Consider the following 17,113-nt stretch of genomic DNA (forward strand, 5'->3'; position numbering starts at 1 on the left):
GGGCTAAACCCCGCCGTTTTTATATCACGCGCGAAAACTGCTGCAGGCGCGCCTTTTGCCTCAGGTAGGTATCAAAGCACATGCAAACGTTGCGAATCAGCAGACGCCCCTTGCCGGTTACCTGAATACCCTGACTGTCTATCACCACCAGCCCATCTTTCGCCAGCGGCGCCAGCAGGCGCAGGTCTTCCGCAAAATAGTCCGCAAAAACCAGCGACCCTGCTTGTTCAATGTCGGCGAAGTTAAGCTGGAAGTTACAGATCAGCGCCTTAATGACGTCACGGCGGATACAATCATCGCGCGTTAACCCAAGGCCACGCCACAGCGCATTACCCTGCTCGTCTACCTGCTGATAGTAGCGCTTCAACTCTTTCTGATTCTGCGCGTAAGAATCGCCAATCATGCTGATGGCCGAGACGCCAAGCCCCAGCAGATCGGTGTCGCCCTGGGTGGTATAGCCCTGGAAATTGCGGTGCAGCTTGCCTTCACGCTGGGCAATAGCCAGTTCGTCATCCGGGCGGGCAAAGTGATCCATACCGATAAACTGATAGCCTGAATCCGTCAGTGAGGCGATGGTTTCCTGCAGGATATCCAGCTTCTGCTGCGCGCTCGGTAAATCTGCGTCTTTAATCTTGCGCTGTGCGGCAAACAGCGTCGGCAGGTGTGCATAGTTGAAAACGCTAAGGCGATGCGGACTTAGCTCCGCCACGCGCTTGAGCGTGAAGGCAAAACTTTCCGGCGTTTGCTTAGGCAGGCCGTAAATCAGATCGATATTGGTGGAAGTGAACCCCAGCTCACGAGCGCGCTGGATAAGCGCGAAGATGAACGCTTCATCCTGCTCCCGATTAACGAGCCGCTGCACTTCTTTATTAAAGTCCTGAACACCCATACTAAGGCGGGTAAAGCCTTCCCGCCGAAGATGGTCCAGCACGTCCAGCTCAATTTCACGCGGATCAACCTCAATGGACAGCTCAGCGTCATCGTTGAAGCGGAAATTGTCGCGCAGCAGCGCCATCAGGCGGCTGATTTGCGCTTTACTCAGGTAAGTTGGCGTTCCCCCGCCCCAGTGCAGCTGGCTAACGTGACGGCCAGCAAAGAGCGGCGCACGGTGGATGATTTCCTGTTCCAGGGCGTCAAGATACTGATCGGCTTTATGCTGCTGGCGGGTCACAATTTTATTGCAGCCACAGAAATAGCAAAGCTTGTGGCAGAACGGGATATGCACGTAGAGCGACAGCGGGCGCTCAGGATAGCGGGCAACGGCCTGCAAAAACTCCGGCTCGCCAAAAGCGTCAGAAAACTCCAGCGCGGTCGGATAAGAGGTGTAACGCGGCCCTGAATAATTATATTTCTGGATCAGAGCCAGATCCCAGTCGATTAACTGCTCAGACATACTCACTCCTTGCGGTGTTGTCGCCGGCGCCGACGAGACGAAGCTGGCCCGCTCATGCCGCGAGCCATAACCCTTCGCCGCAGCGAATTCTGCAGCCGCGACAGCCGCCGTAGTTTAACGAATAACCACAGCAGATAACACACCAGCGGAATAACCATGATAAGAACAGGTAATCCCATAGGAGTAGACGTCAGTTACCGCCCTTCAGCAAACGCATTAAATCGTCGGCTTTTTCTTCCTCTTCCTCTTCATCGTCTTCCCAGGCGATGCCGAGCTGTTCCATTAGCGCGTCGATACGATCGAGCTTAGCATCAACCCAGGACTGCTCTTCTTTACTCAGGGTTTCGCCCGCTTCCAGACGCTCCAGCAGCGCATCCAGGCGCTCATCGTTCTCCAGCATATCCAGCTCAGCCTGTGGTGTTAGCATAGGTTTCTCGCTCTTTGGTTTGTGCTGTTTAGCGACCGGTGCTGCATCGGTTACGCCCAGTTGAATTGGTTTTTTACTGCCAATACGTGGGTCCTTCGCCTGACCCGATGATTTACCGCCCTGTGCCTGGCCCTCGCCATTGGCACGACTACCCGCTGCGTGGCCGCGATGTTTTTTCTGGCGCTTACGCTCGCGCGCTTCCTGGTCGATCTCTTCGCGCGACTTACGGCGTACTTTTGCCGGTTTTTTACCTTGTGGTGCCGAGTTTTGTTGCTTCATGATAAGTCGTCTTAAGCCATTTTATTCAGTATAGAATTGCGGCGGAATCTAGCAGAAAGCAAGCAAAGAAAAAAGGCGCCAGGTTAACCTGTCGCCTTTTTCTTATTCTGGCCCCCGTTAAAGGGCAAATATTCCATGTTAGCTATCGACAATCCTGTCCTTCCTTCGCCGACGCATCAACTTTACCGCTCCGCTGCGGATTCACAAGATAGCCAGACACGTTGATCATCTCCCCATACGAATGCTCATTTAGTAAACGAATGAAAATTAAACATTCTTTTATCAATTATCGAAAAAAGTTACCGGGATATCTGCCAGTCGCTATAGCGAATGGCTTACAAAAACGATCTGCCGGACTGTAAGCCTGCAGTCCCTGGCGAGAAACACGGCGTTTTCTGCTCGTTCAGGTATAATCCCCGGCAAATGCTTACCTGACGGAGACAACCGTTTTGAAAAACTGGAACTATCAACTGACTAAGTTCGTGCTCAGCGCACCGGACATTCGCCATCTGCCTTCTGATACCGGTATTGAGGTTGCTTTCGCAGGCCGCTCTAACGCAGGGAAATCCAGCTCGCTGAATACGCTGACCAACCAGAAAGGTCTGGCGCGCACCAGTAAAACTCCGGGCCGTACCCAGCTTATCAACCTGTTCGAGGTTGCCGAAGGCAAACGCCTGGTGGATTTACCGGGCTACGGCTATGCCGAAGTCCCTGAAGAGGTGAAGCACAAGTGGCAGCGCGCACTGGGTGAATACCTGCAAAAGCGTAACAGCCTGAAAGGTCTGGTCGTGCTGATGGACATTCGCCATCCGCTGAAAGATCTCGACCAGCAGATGATTCAGTGGGCGGTGGCCAGCAATATTGAAGTGATGCTGCTGCTGACCAAAGCCGATAAGCTGGCTTCAGGGGCACGTAAAGCGCAGCTGAATATGGTGCGTGAGGCGGTTCTGGCATTTGGCGGTAATATCGAGGTTGAAGCGTTTTCTTCCCTGAAGAAAACAGGCGTCGATAAACTGCGTCTGAAGCTCGACAGCTGGTACAACGAACTTCCGCCGGCGACCGAAGAAGAGATTGCCGAAGAGTAATGTTAAGAGACGCGGCCCTGGCCGCGTTTTTTCTTTCGCGCAATAAAAAACGCCCCAGTCATTTCTGACTGGGGCGGCTAAATATTCAGCCAAATCCGATTACGTGAAGTAAAAGGTCTGAAAGATAGAACATCTTACCTCTGTACCCTACGCGAATAACTTTACTCCTTTTTAATCGCTCAAAAAAGCATTTTTTGTAGTTTTTTTTCACTTTTTGCATCACATTCTTGAAGCATCATCACAAAAAGCTATGACTTATGTTGCTTAGTTACAAAAACGTAACCCCTGAGCATTGAGCATTAATGCGCCTCATCCCAGTTTTTACCGCTGCCCACTTCCACCAGCAGCGGTACATCGAGCTTCATGCTGTTTTCCATAAGCTCATGCACCTTTTGAGACACCGCTTCCACGTCGTCCTTGTGCACTTCAAACACCAGTTCATCGTGAACCTGCATGATCATTTTCACCCGTGGCTTATCTGCCTCCAGCCAGGCATCAACGGCAATCATCGCGCGCTTAATGATATCTGCGGCGGTTCCCTGCATCGGGGCGTTGATTGCGGCACGTTCTGCACCAGCACGGCGGGCGCCGTTGCTGGAATTGATGTCTGGCAGATAGAGGCGGCGGCCATCCAGCGTTTCAACATAACCCTGCTCTTTCGCCTGAGCACGTGTACGCTCCATGTACTCCAGCACGCCAGGGTAACGCTCGAAGTAGAGATCCATATACTTCTGGGACTCTTTACGCGGAATGTTGAGCTGGCGGGAGAGCCCGAATGCGCTCATCCCGTAGATCAAACCAAAGTTAATCGCCTTCGCGCTTCGGCGTTGCTCGCCGGTGACGCTTTCAAGCGGCAGACCAAACACTTCAGCTGCCGTGGCGCGGTGAATGTCTTTTCCTTCCGCAAAGGCACTTAACAAACCTTTATCGCGGGACAGATGCGCCATGATGCGCAGTTCAATTTGCGAGTAGTCCGCAGAAAGAATCACGTAATCCTCAGGGGCAATGAAGGCCTGACGAATACGGCGTCCTTCATCGTTGCGTACCGGAATGTTCTGCAGGTTAGGATCGGTAGAAGAGAGGCGACCGGTGGCCGTGACTGCCTGATGATATGAGGTATGCACGCGCCCGGTTATTGGGCTAATCATCAGCGGCAGCTTGTCGGTATAGGTGGATTTCAGCTTCGCAAGGCCACGATACTCCAGGATAACTTTAGGCAGCGGATAATCCAGCGCCAGCTCCTCCAGCACCTCTTCAGAGGTCGATGGTGCACCGCCCGGCGTTTTCTTCAGCGGCTTAATCCCCTGTTTTTCAAACAGGATGGATTGCAACTGCTTCGTGGAAGAGAGATTAAACTCCTCACCGGCAATTTCATGAGCCTTAAGCTCAAGCTCGGCAAGACGCCTGGTCAGCTCGCCGGAATGGGTGTGCAAAATGGCCGGGTCGATTTTAACGCCGTTACGTTCAATGCGTGAAATGACCGGCACCAGCGGCATTTCGACGTTTTTAAAGATATTCAGCGGACCCTCTTCCGTTTGAAGCTTAGGCCACATCTTCAGGTGCAGTTGCAAAGTGACGTCAGCATCTTCTGCCGCATAACGCCCCGCCGTTTCCAGATCGATCTGGTTAAAGGTCAGCTGTTTTTTACCTTTGCCGGCAATCTCTTCAAACGAGATGGTTTGGTGCCTGAGCCAGCGGTCAGCAAGGCTGTCCATATCATGTCGGCCCGCGACGCTGTCCAGCGTGTAGGACTCCAGCATGGTGTCAAAAGCAATACCTCGCAACTCAATGCCATAGTTTTGCATGATGCCGCGGTCATATTTCAGGTTCTGCCCAACCTTCAGCGCTTTTTCGTCTTCCAGCAGCGGCTTAAGCAGCTCAAGCGCGCGCTCGCGGGGAATCTGCTCTGGCGCATCGAGATAATCATGAGCAACCGGGATATAACAGGCGACGCCAGGTTCCGTGGCAAAAGAGAGCCCTACCAGGTTGGCGCTAATATTGTCCAGGCTGTCGGTCTCGGTATCAAACGCAAAGAGCGGCGCTTTTTTCAGCCGTTCTATCCATTCAACGAGCACCTTTTCATCAAGTATGGTGACATAGTTGTCATAAGAGAGCTGGCTGGCTGGCGCTTCGGGCTCCGCTTCAACCTCGGCGATTTTTTGCGGCTGCGCTGCGGGTTTCGCACCTTTAGCCTGCATCCACTTGCCGGCTTCTACGTCAGTAATCCAGCGCTTGAATTCATACTGCTTAAAGAGAGCCAACAGTTCATCTGCCGCCGGCTGCTGAACCTCAAGTTTCTCGCAGCCCAGTTCCAGCTCAACATCAGTCTTAATGGTGGCCAGTTTGTAGGACAGGTAAGCCAGCTCTTTGCTTTGCTCCAGCTTGGCTGCCATGGTTTTCGCTCCGCGGAAGGAGAGATCCGCAATTTTTTCCGGATTGGCGTAAAGCGTATCCAGCCCACCCAGCCCCTGCAGCAGCGCCTGTGCGGTTTTCTCGCCGACGCCCGGTACGCCTGGGATGTTATCGGAGGAGTCGCCCATCAGCGCCAGGAAGTCGATAATCAGTTCCGGCGGTACGCCGTACTTGGTCTGCACCTCTTCCGGCCCGAGAATGGTGTTGGTCATGGTGTTAATCAGCGTAACGCCAGGGGTCACCAGCTGCGCCATATCTTTGTCACCGGTACTGATAAGCACAGGACGACCGGCCTTTTCAGCCTCCAGCGCCAGCGTACCGATAACATCATCCGCCTCAACGCCTGACACCGCCAGCAGCGGCAAGCCCATCGCTTTCACCATCGCATGCAGCGGCTCGATCTGCGCTCTTAAATCGTCCGGCATGGGCGGACGGTGCGATTTATAGTGCTCGAAAAGCTCATCACGGAACGTTTTGCCTTTGGCATCAAACACCACGGCCGCGTGCGTAGGCTGGTACTGCAGAATCAGGCTACGCAGCATATTCAGCACGCCATACATCGCCCCCGTTGGCTCACCACGGCTATTGGTCAGCGGTGGGAAGGCGTGATACGCCCGATAAAGATAGGAGGAGCCATCAACGAGGATAAGCGGGTTGTCTGCGATCTGGACCATAATGTTCCGTTCCATGCCTGTGATTAATTTATTGCTCAAGGATGCCATAGCCTGGCCAAAAACATGAACTATTGGGCGCAATATGCTGAAAAGAATTCCTGGATCGGGAGATCCTGCGCAAGATCAAATCTGTGGATAACTTTGTGTATATATTTTTAACCAACTCATTTCATGAAATTATTTTTATCACTATCTCTTTAAATACATCTAAATTTCAGCAAGTTAAATAAACCACCGCCATGGCGTTGTGAATTACCTCACGATCGCTTGATGTGGATATATACTCAGACAAATGATCAACGGCGGATTCTTGTTCTCCCCATAAATGCTATTTATAAAAACCCCGTACATTTGTCGAATCGTCATTTTGGGTTTTCTGTTAAAATCCGCGACTTATTGCCGTTAAGACCAGCGTTCCATTCACCCTAACCTGCAAAAAATTACCTATGCCGAGATTACTCGCCGCGATCACCCTGTTGCTAAGTGTGGCACTGACTATTCTGGTCACGATCGCCTGTTCTGTTCCTATCATTATGGCCGGGATCGTTAAGCTATTGCTGCCCGTTCCGGTCATCTGGCGCTCGATCTCCGTATTTGCCGATTTCATGATGTACTGCTGGTGTGAAGGTCTTGCGCTGCTGTTGCGCCTCAATCCCTGGTTAAAGTGGGATATCGAAGGTCTGGAAGGGCTAAATAAAAAGCACTGGTATTTGTTAATCTGCAACCATCAGAGCTGGGCAGACATCGTGATCCTTTGCGTGTTACTTCGCAAACATATCCCTATGAATAAATACTTTCTTAAGCAACAGCTTGCCTGGGTTCCCTTTATGGGGCTAGCCTGCTGGGCGCTGGATATGCCATTTATGAAGCGCTATTCACGCGCTTACCTGCTGCGCCATCCGGAACGACGCGGTAAAGATGTAGAAACAACCCGTCGCTCCTGCATGAAGTTTCGTGCTCATCCCACCACCATTGTGAATTTTGTTGAGGGGTCGCGCTTTACTCCAGAAAAAAAGGTTCAGACCCGTTCACCGTTCACCTATTTGCTACCACCAAAAGCGGCCGGCATCGCCATGGCAATGAATGTCCTGGGTACTCAGTTCGACAAGATGCTTAACGTCACGCTGTGCTATCCGGAAAATGACCGTTTGCCGTTTTACGATATGCTGTCCGGCAGGATGACAAAAATTGTTGTGCGTATCTCGCTGGTGCCGATTACTGAGGAACTGCACGGGGATTATGTAAACGATAAGCACTTTAAGCGTCGTTTTCAGCTCTGGCTAAACAGGCTGTGGAGCGAGAAAGATAAGCAGCTGGAAGCGCTGCACGGTGGGGACAAAAAAGCCGGTCAGTGACCGGCTTTTCTCATTTACTTCTTCTCAACCAGGTATTTCACCGTGTCAGCATACTGCTGCACGAAGATATCCATGCTGCTGGTATCCATACCCTGCATGTTCAGCTGATATTTGCCGTTAACATACATGGCCGGTACGCCCTGCAGCTGAAGATCGGCGGCCGCTTTCTCCTGCTGAGCAACCAGAGATTTAACCACGAAGCTGTTCCACGCCGCATCGTACTCTTCCGGCTTCACGCCAGCGTCAATGAAGACTTTACGGATGTCGGCATCGTTCTGCACGGTTTGGGTTTTCTGAACGGCTTCAAACATTGGGGAAGTGATTTTATCTTCTACGCCCAGCGCCATTGCCACCGCCCATGCCTGAGTCAGATCTTTGCCCAACGGGCCCAGGAACTCAACGTGGTACTTGGTCATTTTGGTGCCTTCCGGCAGCTTCTTCTTCACGTTATCTGACACATGAAGAACCTGTTCGAACTGGTAGCAGTGCGGGCAGTAGAAGGAGAAAAACTCTAATACCTGAGGCTCACCGGCAACCGGCTTATCCAGGGTGACGTACTGTTTACCGTCGGTGAACTGTGCTGCAGAAGCGCTAAATGCCAGGATCATGCCCGCCAGCGCCAGCCAAATCTTCTTCATAATCAACTCTCTCCTGAATTTTACTGATTAATACATTGGCGTTAATTGTAATGGAGGTTCACGTAGAACCCGGACCTGCTCTGTAAAGGTTGCAGTCTGTCTTCTCCAGAAATCCTCTTCGCTAAACCAGGGGAAATTTCGGGGGAATGCGGGGTCATCCCAGCGTCGCATCAGCCACGCGAGATAGTAAACAATGCGCATAGCGCGCAGGGGTTCAATCAGGGCTAATTCACTGGCATCAAATGAAGCAAACTCTTCGTAAGCTTCGATAATGGTTTCCAGCTGCATCCGTTGCTCGGCCCTGTCGCCGTTGAGTAACATCCAGATATCCTGCACCGCTGGACCGTTACGGGCATCGTCCAGATCGACGAACAGCGGTCCGTCGCGCCAGAGAATATTGCCCGGATGGCAGTCTCCATGCAGGCGCAACGCCGCAAAGTCGGTGTGCCAGGTAAGCTTTACTTCTTCGATCAGCGCGTCTGTCGCTGTCAGAAAGTCTTTTTTAAGTGCATTGGGGATCAGCTGGCTGTGTTCGAAGAGCTCGCGCGGCTGGAAAAGATACTCATCCAGGCCAAAGGTTGGGCGGTGCTCAAACAGCTGCTGACGACCTGTTTGATGAATGCGGCCAAGATAGCGGCCGACCCATTCCATCTGGTCAAGGTTATCGGTTTCATACTGCCGTCCTCCCAGACTTGGGAATACGGCAAACATAAACCCCTGATGCTGCAGCAGAGTATTGCCAGCAAAACGAAGAGGTGCCGCCATCGGCACTTCATCGGCCAGCAGCTCCAGCGCAAATTGGTGCTCTTCTTCAATTTGCGCCGCTGACCAACGGTGTGGGCGGTAAAACTTCACCACAAAGCGTTGACGATCTTCATCCTGGAACTGGTAAACGCGGTTTTCAAAACTGTTTAACGGCGTCAGCCCCGAATCCACCCGAATGCCCTGTTCAAAAAGAGCATCGAGGATAGTATCCGGATGTAAGGTCTGGAAATTAAAAGCGCTGTCTGTCATCCCGGCAACCGGAAGTAAATATGAATGCTTCAGGATAACATTTCAAAACCGCTTAAGTGTCTCGACTTACAAGCTTTTACTCTTTAATCACGCCACGGGCGCGCAGCAGAGCCGTTTTGAAATCTTCTTCGTAGTCTTTTTTAAGCCCCGGGATGGCGTCATCTTTTGCAGAATCACGCATTTTCAGGTGGTAGATCAGGACATCGTCAGTCAAATCGGTCAGCTCACCGCGATAACCTGACTCACTGGCCAATTTCTGCAAGAATTGTATCAGGTTAAGATCGGGCTCTTTCTGCCATGCCGGCTGAAGCAGTTCCAGAAGTTCGTTGAGGCGCTTACATTTCATGTTGGTGTTCCTTATCACATGTGAAAGGCAACACGTTAGCAGGCTCAAACCCACATTAAAAGAGGCGATATTAGTGCAACGATTAACAGAGGTTACCGGCGTTGTGCTTGCCGGCGGGCGGGGAAGCAGAATGGGTGGTAATGATAAGGGATTAGCCCTGCTTAACGGTCAGCCACTTTTTCAGCACGTACTTAATGCTTTAGTGCCGCAGGTAAACCGTGTGGTTATCAGCGCCAATAGAAACCTCGAGATCTATCAACAAAGCGGCGTGCCGGTTATACAGGATTCCATTGCCGATTATCAGGGGCCCCTGGCCGGTATGTTAGCCGCGCTGGAGCAAACAGACGACGAATGGCTGCTATTTTGCCCTTGTGATACACCGAATATTCCTGACAACCTGGCGTTGAAGCTCTGGCAAATGCGTGGGCAGTCACCGGCGGTCTGGGTCCACGATGGCCAGCGCGATCATCCGGGTATTGCCTTACTTCACCGCTCACTTTGTTTGCCGCTAAGAGAATATTTGCAGACGGGAGAAAGGCGAGTGATGCAGTTTTTATTAAGCACCGGCGGGCATGCTGTCTCCTTCAATGGGAAGGTGGCCTGTTTTACCAATATAAATACCCTTGATGAGCTTTCACGATGGCAGAAAAAAGGATAACGCCGCCTTTACTGGCTATTGCGGCCTGGAGCGGCACAGGAAAAACCACGCTACTGAAGCAGCTTATCCCCCTTTTACTGGAGAAAGGCGTCAGGCCTGGGCTTATCAAACATACGCATCATGATATGGATGTGGATAAGCCGGGGAAGGATAGCTATGAGCTACGTAAAGCGGGTGCTGCGCAGACAATAGTCGCCAGCCAGAAGCGGTGGGCGTTAATGACGGAGACGCCGGAGGAGCCCGGCCTGGATCTGCATTACCTTGCCTCAAGGATGGACAGCACCAGCCTGGATCTTATTCTTGTCGAAGGCTTCAAGCACGAAGCGGTGACAAAAATCCTGATATTCAGACAGGAAACGGGCCACAAAGCTGAAGAATTAGAGATCGATCGGCACGTCATTGCCATAGCCAGTAACATGCCTTTAGCCGTTTCCGTACCCGTTCTGGATATTAGTAATGCAGAGGGGATTGCTTGTTTTATCCATGAGTGGCTAAAACAGCAATAATCAGGAGAGAAGGTGCCGCTTGCGGCATTTTTTTAATCTGCAGATAGCACATAAACAAAAAACCCCAGCCGTCAGGCTGAGGTTTTCTGTTTTATTTGATGCCTGGCAGTTCCCTACTCTCGCATGGGGAGACCCCACACTACCATCGGCGCTACGGCGTTTCACTTCTGAGTTCGGCATGGGGTCAGGTGGGACCACCGCGCTACGGCCGCCAGGCAAATTCTGTTCGTTGACCGTCATATTTTCATATAACCATCAACTTTAATCCTGAACTAAGCTGAAAATCGTCTTGCGTCTCTGCAAAACACCTTCGGTGTTGTAAGGTTAAGCCTCACGGATCATTAGTACTGGTTAGCTCAACGTATCGCTACGCTTACACACCCAGCCTATCAACGTCGTCGTCTTCAACGTTCCTTCAGGACCCTTAAAGGGTCAGGGAGAACTCATCTCGGGGCAAGTTTCGCGCTTAGATGCTTTCAGCGCTTATCTCTTCCGCATTTAGCTACCGGGCAATGCCATTGGCATGACAACCCGAACACCAGTGATGCGTCCACTCCGGTCCTCTCGTACTAGGAGCAGCCCCCCTCAATTCTCCAGCGCCCACGGCAGATAGGGACCGAACTGTCTCACGACGTTCTAAACCCAGCTCGCGTACCACTTTAAATGGCGAACAGCCATACCCTTGGGACCTACTTCAGCCCCAGGATGTGATGAGCCGACATCGAGGTGCCAAACACCGCCGTCGATATGAACTCTTGGGCGGTATCAGCCTGTTATCCCCGGAGTACCTTTTATCCGTTGAGCGATGGCCCTTCCATTCAGAACCACCGGATCACTAAGACCTGCTTTCGCACCTGCTCGAGCCGTCACTCTCGCAGTCAAGCTAGCTTATGCCTTTGCACTAACCTCACGATGTCCGACCGTGATTAGCTAACCTTCGTGCTCCTCCGTTACGCTTTAGGAGGAGACCGCCCCAGTCAAACTACCCACCAGACACTGTCCGCAACCCGGATCACGGGTCTACGTTAGAACATCAAACATTAAAGGGTGGTATTTCAAGGTTGGCTCCACGCAGACTGGCGTCCACGCTTCAAAGCCTCCCACCTATCCTACACATCAAGGCTCAATGTTCAGTGTCAAGCTATAGTAAAGGTTCACGGGGTCTTTCCGTCTTGCCGCGGGTACACTGCATCTTCACAGCGATTTCAATTTCACTGAGTCTCGGGTGGAGACAGCCTGGCCATCATTACGCCATTCGTGCAGGTCGGAACTTACCCGACAAGGAATTTCGCTACCTTAGGACCGTTATAGTTACGGCCGCCGTTTACCGGGGCTTCGATCAAGAGCTTCTCCTTACGGATAACCCCATCAATTAACCTTCCGGCACCGGGCAGGCGTCACACCGTATACGTCCACTTTCGTGTTTGCACAGTGCTGTGTTTTTAATAAACAGTTGCAGCCAGCTGGTATCTTCGACTGCCTTCAGCTCCAGGAGTAAATCCCTTCACCTAGCGACAGCGTGCCTTCTCCCGAAGTTACGGCACCATTTTGCCTAGTTCCTTCACCCGAGTTCTCTCAAGCGCCTTGGTATTCTCTACCTGACCACCTGTGTCGGTTTGGGGTACGATTTAATGTTACCTGATGCTTAGAGGCTTTTCCTGGAAGCAGGGCATTTGTTACTTCAGCACCGTAGTGCCTCGTCATCACACCTCAGCGTTAAAAGAAGTCCGGATTTACCTAAACTTCCCGCCTACATGCTTAAACCGGGACAACCGTCGCCCGGCTAACATAGCCTTCTCCGTCCCCCCTTCGCAGTAACACCAAGTACAGGAATATTAACCTGTTTCCCATCGACTACGCCTTTCGGCCTCGCCTTAGGGGTCGACTCACCCTGCCCCGATTAACGTTGGACAGGAACCCTTGGTCTTCCGGCGAGCGGGCTTTTCACCCGCTTTATCGTTACTTATGTCAGCATTCGCACTTCTGATACCTCCAGCAGACCTCACAGTCCACCTTCGACGGCTTACAGAACGCTCCCCTACCCAACAACGCCTAAGCGTCGCTGCCGCAGCTTCGGTGCATGGTTTAGCCCCGTTACATCTTCCGCGCAGGCCGACTCGACCAGTGAGCTATTACGCTTTCTTTAAATGATGGCTGCTTCTAAGCCAACATCCTGGCTGTCTGTGCCTTCCCACATCGTTTCCCACTTAACCATGACTTTGGGACCTTAGCTGGCGGTCTGGGTTGTTTCCCTCTTCACGACGGACGTTAGCACCCGCCGTGTGTCTCCCGTGATAACATTCTTCGGTATTCGTAGTTTGCATCGGGTTGGTAAGCCGGGATGGCCCCCTAGCCGAAACAGTGCTCTACCCCCGAAGATGAGTTCACGAGGCGCTACCTAAATAGCTTTCGGGGAGAACCAGCTATCTCCCGGTTTGATTGGCCTTTCACCCCCAGCCACAAGTCATCCGCTAATTTTTCAACATTAGTCGGTTCGGTCCTCCAGTTAGTGTTACCCAACCTTCAACCTGCCCATGGCTAGATCACCGGGTTTCGGGTCTATACCCTGCAACTTAACGCCCAGTTAAGACTCGGTTTCCCTGCGGCTCCCCTATACGGTTAACCTTGCTACAGAATATAAGTCGCTGACCCATTATACAAAAGGTACGCAGTCACCCCATAAAGAGGCTCCCACTGCTTGTACGTACACGGTTTCAGGTTCTTTTTCACTCCCCTCGCCGGGGTTCTTTTCGCCTTTCCCTCACGGTACTGGTTCACTATCGGTCAGTCAGGAGTATTTAGCCTTGGAGGATGGTCCCCCCATATTCAGACAGGATACCACGTGTCCCGCCCTACTCTTCGAACTCACAGTATGTGCATTTTAGTGTACGGGAGTATCACCCTGTACCCTGCGACTTTCCAGACGCTTCCACTAACACACAAACTGATTCAGGTTCTGGGCTGCTCCCCGTTCGCTCGCCGCTACTGGGGGAATCTCGGTTGATTTCTTTTCCTCGGGGTACTTAGATGTTTCAGTTCCCCCGGTTCGCTTCGTTAAGCTATGTATTCACTTAACGATAGTGTGACGAATCACACTGGGTTTCCCCATTCGGAAATCGCCGGCTATAACGGTTCATATCACCTTACCGACGCTTATCGCAGATTAGCACGTCCTTCATCGCCTCTGACTGCCAGGGCATCCACCGTGTACGCTTAGTCGCTTAACCTCACAACCCGAAGATGTTTCACTTCAGATTATGAAAATTTGAGAGACTCGAACACACCTCTATTCTGTTCTTATTACGGAGAACAGAAACAGTGTGTCGTTTCAATTTTCAGCTTGTTCCGGATTGTTAAAGAGCAAATATCTCAAACATGACTCTTTCAAGTCAGCTTTGAGATATAACGGCACGCAACTTTCACTTACATACCAGCAAGTGGCGTCCCCTAGGGGATTCGAACCCCTGTTACCGCCGTGAAAGGGCGGTGTCCTGGGCCTCTAGACGAAGGGGACACTGAAGTCTCAATCGCAAGACGCCTTGCTTCTCTACATCTATCAGACAATCTGTGTGAGCACTACGCGGGTTGTATCTATTAGGTAAGGAGGTGATCCAACCGCAGGTTCCCCTACGGTTACCTTGTTACGACTTCACCCCAGTCATGAATCACAAAGTGGTAAGCGCCCTCCCGAAGGTTAAGCTACCTACTTCTTTTGCAACCCACTCCCATGGTGTGACGGGCGGTGTGTACAAGGCCCGGGAACGTATTCACCGTAGCATTCTGATCTACGATTACTAGCGATTCCGACTTCATGGAGTCGAGTTGCAGACTCCAATCCGGACTACGACGCACTTTATGAGGTCCGCTTGCTCTCGCGAGGTCGCTTCTCTTTGTATGCGCCATTGTAGCACGTGTGTAGCCCTACTCGTAAGGGCCATGATGACTTGACGTCATCCCCACCTTCCTCCAGTTTATCACTGGCAGTCTCCTTTGAGTTCCCGGCCGAACCGCTGGCAACAAAGGATAAGGGTTGCGCTCGTTGCGGGACTTAACCCAACATTTCACAACACGAGCTGACGACAGCCATGCAGCACCTGTCTCAGAGTTCCCGAAGGCACCAAAGCATCTCTGCTAAGTTCTCTGGATGTCAAGAGTAGGTAAGGTTCTTCGCGTTGCATCGAATTAAACCACATGCTCCACCGCTTGTGCGGGCCCCCGTCAATTCATTTGAGTTTTAACCTTGCGGCCGTACTCCCCAGGCGGTCGACTTAACGCGTTAGCTCCGGAAGCCACGCCTCAAGGGCACAACCTCCAAGTCGACATCGTTTACGGCGTGGACTACCAGGGTATCTAATCCTGTTTGCTCCCCACGCTTTCGCACCTGAGCGTCAGTCTTTGTCCAGGGGGCCGCCTTCGCCACCGGTATTCCTCCAGATCTCTACGCATTTCACCGCTACACCTGGAATTCTACCCCCCTCTACAAGACTCAAGCTTGCCAGTTTCGAATGCAGTTCCCAGGTTGAGCCCGGGGATTTCACATCCGACTTAACAAACCGCCTGCGTGCGCTTTACGCCCAGTAATTCCGATTAACGCTTGCACCCTCCGTATTACCGCGGCTGCTGGCACGGAGTTAGCCGGTGCTTCTTCTGCGAGTAACGTCAATCACTAAGGTTATTAACCTTAATGCCTTCCTCCTCGCTGAAAGTACTTTACAACCCGAAGGCCTTCTTCATACACGCGGCATGGCTGCATCAGGCTTGCGCCCATTGTGCAATATTCCCCACTGCTGCCTCCCGTAGGAGTCTGGACCGTGTCTCAGTTCCAGTGTGGCTGGTCATCCTCTCAGACCAGCTAGGGATCGTCGCCTAGGTGAGCCGTTACCCCACCTACTAGCTAATCCCATCTGGGTTCATCTGATGGCAAGAGGCCCGAAGGTCCCCCTCTTTGGTCTTGCGACGTTATGCGGTATTAGCTACCGTTTCCAGTAGTTATCCCCCTCCATCAGGCAGATCCCCAGACATTACTCACCCGTCCGCCGCTCGTCACCCGGAGAGCAAGCTCTCCCGTGCTACCGCTCGACTTGCATGTGTTAGGCCTGCCGCCAGCGTTCAATCTGAGCCATGATCAAACTCTTCAATTTAAAAGTGTCTGATGCTCAAAGAATTAAAACTGTTTATAAAATCAGTAGTCACTCTTCAAGACTTGATATTTTGTTGCATCCGAAGATGCTGAGATATCAATCCTGCGAGTGCCCACACAGATTGTCTGATAAATTGTTAAAGAGCAGTGAGTTACGCGCTTTCGCTTGCTAACTCGAGGTGGCGTATATTACGCTTTCCTCTTTCAGAGTCAAGCGTTTATTTTCGCTTTCGTCTGACTGACTCCGGTGTTGTTAAGCCGCTTTCGAAGCCGCTTTGCCGTGTCAGTGGAGGCGCATTATAGGGAGTTCTCAGAGCCTGACAACCCCTAATTTGAAAAAACTTTCTGACCGCATTCTTTTTCACCAGCAATGCGCAGAAAGCCAGCAAATTCGGGATATTTGCTGCATTAATCACCGCAAAATCACTGCCGGTGGCATACTAAGGCAAGAAATACTGCTAAAGGAATTGCGTCATGTCTTTATCCACTCAACAACTTGCCGCCCAAAAAAACCTTTCTTATGTGCTGGCAGAGAAATTAGCCCAACGAATTTTGAAGGGGGAGTACGCTGCCGGGAGCATTCTTCCGGGCGAGATGGAGCTGGGTGACTTATACGGCGTCAGCAGAACCGCCGTGCGGGAAGCCGTAAAGACATTAGCCGCTAAAGGAATGCTGCTGCCCCGCCCACGAATTGGCACTCGCGTCATGCCCCGCAGCCACTGGAACTTCCTTGATAAGGAACTGATAGCCTGGTGGATGACCAAAGATAATATCGGCCATGTAGTAGAAGAGTTTTTGATTATGCGTAATAGCCTGGAGCCGCAGGCCTGCGCGTTAGCCGCGATTAACAGTAATGAGCAGCAGCGTGAAAGGCTGACTCAGCTGATGGCGCAAATGACCGAACTTCAGGTTACCTTTGATCGGCAGCGATGGATCGAGGTGGACATGGCCTACCACGAAATTATCTATGAAATGAGTGGTAACCCTTTCATGACATCTTTCGCGAACTTATTCAGGTCGATTTATTACAATTACTTTACCGCGATTACCGATAACGAAGTCATTAAGCTCAATTTGCATCAGGCGATTGTAGATGCCATTACTCGGGGAGAGGAGCAGGCCGCTTTTAACGCTTGCCTGGCTCTGCTAAAAGAACCCGTCGCTCATCGCTAGTCCAGGGCACACT

12 protein-coding genes, 1 tRNA gene and 3 rRNA genes are annotated in these 17,113 nt (G+C 51.7%); 5 read left to right on the forward strand and 11 right to left on the reverse strand.

Translation table 11 applies throughout. The features are described from left to right. Positions 1-19: 19 nt before the first annotated feature. Together hemN and yihI are read right to left on the reverse strand one after the other, a co-directional pair. Positions 20-1,393, reverse strand: coding sequence for an oxygen-independent coproporphyrinogen III oxidase (gene hemN, locus EL098_RS22415; protein ID WP_126358205.1), 1,374 nt, complete (start codon positions 1,391-1,393; stop codon positions 20-22). Positions 1,394-1,583: 190 nt separating this feature from the next. Beyond that, complete coding sequence (yihI, locus tag EL098_RS22420) at positions 1,584-2,099, reverse strand: Der GTPase-activating protein YihI (RefSeq protein ID WP_126358206.1); 516 nt, start codon at positions 2,097-2,099, stop codon at positions 1,584-1,586. Positions 2,100-2,548: 449 nt separating this feature from the next. Between yihI and yihA the strand changes: the two genes are divergently transcribed. Continuing rightward, on the forward strand, positions 2,549-3,184 hold the full coding sequence (gene yihA / locus EL098_RS22425; RefSeq protein ID WP_126358207.1) for a ribosome biogenesis GTP-binding protein YihA/YsxC: 636 nt from the start codon (positions 2,549-2,551) through the stop codon (positions 3,182-3,184). Between the two features lie 85 nt (positions 3,185-3,269). On the opposite strand, the gene EL098_RS23890 is transcribed toward yihA, so the two are convergent. Beyond that, complete coding sequence (locus EL098_RS23890) at positions 3,270-3,317, reverse strand: spot 42 RNA, inhibition of DNA synthesis (protein WP_071892919.1); 48 nt, start codon at positions 3,315-3,317, stop codon at positions 3,270-3,272. A 166-nt stretch (positions 3,318-3,483) separates the two neighbouring features. Then, positions 3,484-6,270, reverse strand: coding sequence for a DNA polymerase I (gene polA, locus EL098_RS22430; RefSeq protein WP_126358208.1), 2,787 nt, complete (start codon positions 6,268-6,270; stop codon positions 3,484-3,486). A gap of 446 nt (positions 6,271-6,716) precedes the next feature. Between polA and EL098_RS22435 the strand changes: the two genes are divergently transcribed. Further along, positions 6,717-7,625: an acyltransferase gene (locus tag EL098_RS22435; RefSeq protein ID WP_126358209.1), complete on the forward strand. Its 909-nt coding sequence runs from the start codon at positions 6,717-6,719 to the stop codon at positions 7,623-7,625. Positions 7,626-7,639: 14 nt separating this feature from the next. Here the strand turns inward: EL098_RS22435 and dsbA are convergent, their stop codons facing one another. From dsbA to EL098_RS22450, 3 genes are all read right to left on the reverse strand, one after another. Continuing rightward, a complete protein-coding gene (gene dsbA / locus EL098_RS22440; protein ID WP_061276241.1) occupies positions 7,640-8,263 on the reverse strand; it encodes a thiol:disulfide interchange protein DsbA in 624 nt (207 codons plus the stop codon). Positions 8,264-8,290: 27 nt separating this feature from the next. Next, complete coding sequence (locus tag EL098_RS22445; RefSeq protein WP_126358210.1) at positions 8,291-9,277, reverse strand: serine/threonine protein kinase; 987 nt, start codon at positions 9,275-9,277, stop codon at positions 8,291-8,293. A gap of 76 nt (positions 9,278-9,353) precedes the next feature. Continuing rightward, positions 9,354-9,623, reverse strand: a complete 270-nt coding sequence (locus EL098_RS22450; protein ID WP_126358211.1) for a YihD family protein — start codon at positions 9,621-9,623, stop codon at positions 9,354-9,356. Between the two features lie 130 nt (positions 9,624-9,753). On the opposite strand from EL098_RS22450, the gene mobA reads away from it, so the two are divergent. Both mobA and mobB read left to right on the forward strand, forming a co-directional pair. Beyond that, positions 9,754-10,281, forward strand: a complete 528-nt coding sequence (gene mobA / locus EL098_RS22455; protein WP_232012468.1) for a molybdenum cofactor guanylyltransferase MobA — start codon at positions 9,754-9,756, stop codon at positions 10,279-10,281. Next, positions 10,263-10,787, forward strand: a complete 525-nt coding sequence (mobB, locus tag EL098_RS22460) for a molybdopterin-guanine dinucleotide biosynthesis protein MobB (protein ID WP_126358213.1) — start codon at positions 10,263-10,265, stop codon at positions 10,785-10,787. The genes mobA and mobB overlap by 19 nt, the downstream gene beginning before the upstream one ends. A gap of 100 nt (positions 10,788-10,887) precedes the next feature. On the opposite strand, the gene rrf is transcribed toward mobB, so the two are convergent. The 4 genes from rrf to EL098_RS22480 all read right to left on the reverse strand — a co-directional run bounded on the left by rrf (position 10,888) and on the right by EL098_RS22480 (position 15,928). Then, positions 10,888-11,003: ribosomal RNA gene (rrf, locus tag EL098_RS22465) — 5S ribosomal RNA — on the reverse strand. A 104-nt stretch (positions 11,004-11,107) separates the two neighbouring features. After that, positions 11,108-14,014: ribosomal RNA gene (locus tag EL098_RS22470) — 23S ribosomal RNA — on the reverse strand. A 211-nt stretch (positions 14,015-14,225) separates the two neighbouring features. Further along, positions 14,226-14,301 (reverse strand) — tRNA-Glu (locus tag EL098_RS22475). Between the two features lie 85 nt (positions 14,302-14,386). Next, positions 14,387-15,928, reverse strand: a 16S ribosomal RNA gene (locus EL098_RS22480). The 16S, 23S and 5S rRNA genes sit together here with 1 tRNA gene alongside, the layout of an rRNA operon. A gap of 473 nt (positions 15,929-16,401) precedes the next feature. Here EL098_RS22480 and EL098_RS22485 point away from each other — a divergent pair. Then, entirely contained in the window at positions 16,402-17,100 is a 699-nt protein-coding gene (locus EL098_RS22485) for a FadR/GntR family transcriptional regulator (protein WP_126358214.1), read from the forward strand. The last annotated feature ends 13 nt before the right edge of the window (positions 17,101-17,113 follow it).

It is taken from the genome of Cedecea lapagei, assembly GCF_900635955.1.
Lineage (GTDB): Bacteria > Pseudomonadota > Gammaproteobacteria > Enterobacterales > Enterobacteriaceae > Cedecea > Cedecea lapagei.

Bases quoted from the DNA above. Each gene is read 5' to 3' on its own strand.
- hemN (WP_126358205.1), bottom strand. From the start codon at position 1,393: ATGTCTGAGCAGTTAATCGACTGGGATCTGGCTCTGATCCAGAAATAT.
- yihI (WP_126358206.1), bottom strand. From the start codon at position 2,099: ATGAAGCAACAAAACTCGGCACCACAAGGTAAAAAACCGGCAAAAGTA.
- polA (WP_126358208.1), bottom strand. From the start codon at position 6,270: ATGGTCCAGATCGCAGACAACCCGCTTATCCTCGTTGATGGCTCCTCC.
- EL098_RS22435 (WP_126358209.1), top strand. From the start codon at position 6,717: ATGCCGAGATTACTCGCCGCGATCACCCTGTTGCTAAGTGTGGCACTG.
- dsbA (WP_061276241.1), bottom strand. From the start codon at position 8,263: ATGAAGAAGATTTGGCTGGCGCTGGCGGGCATGATCCTGGCATTTAGC.
- EL098_RS22445 (WP_126358210.1), bottom strand. From the start codon at position 9,277: ATGACAGACAGCGCTTTTAATTTCCAGACCTTACATCCGGATACTATC.
- EL098_RS22450 (WP_126358211.1), bottom strand. From the start codon at position 9,623: ATGAAATGTAAGCGCCTCAACGAACTTCTGGAACTGCTTCAGCCGGCA.
- mobA (WP_232012468.1), top strand. From the start codon at position 9,754: ATGGGTGGTAATGATAAGGGATTAGCCCTGCTTAACGGTCAGCCACTT.
- mobB (WP_126358213.1), top strand. From the start codon at position 10,263: ATGGCAGAAAAAAGGATAACGCCGCCTTTACTGGCTATTGCGGCCTGG.
- EL098_RS22485 (WP_126358214.1), top strand. From the start codon at position 16,402: ATGTCTTTATCCACTCAACAACTTGCCGCCCAAAAAAACCTTTCTTAT.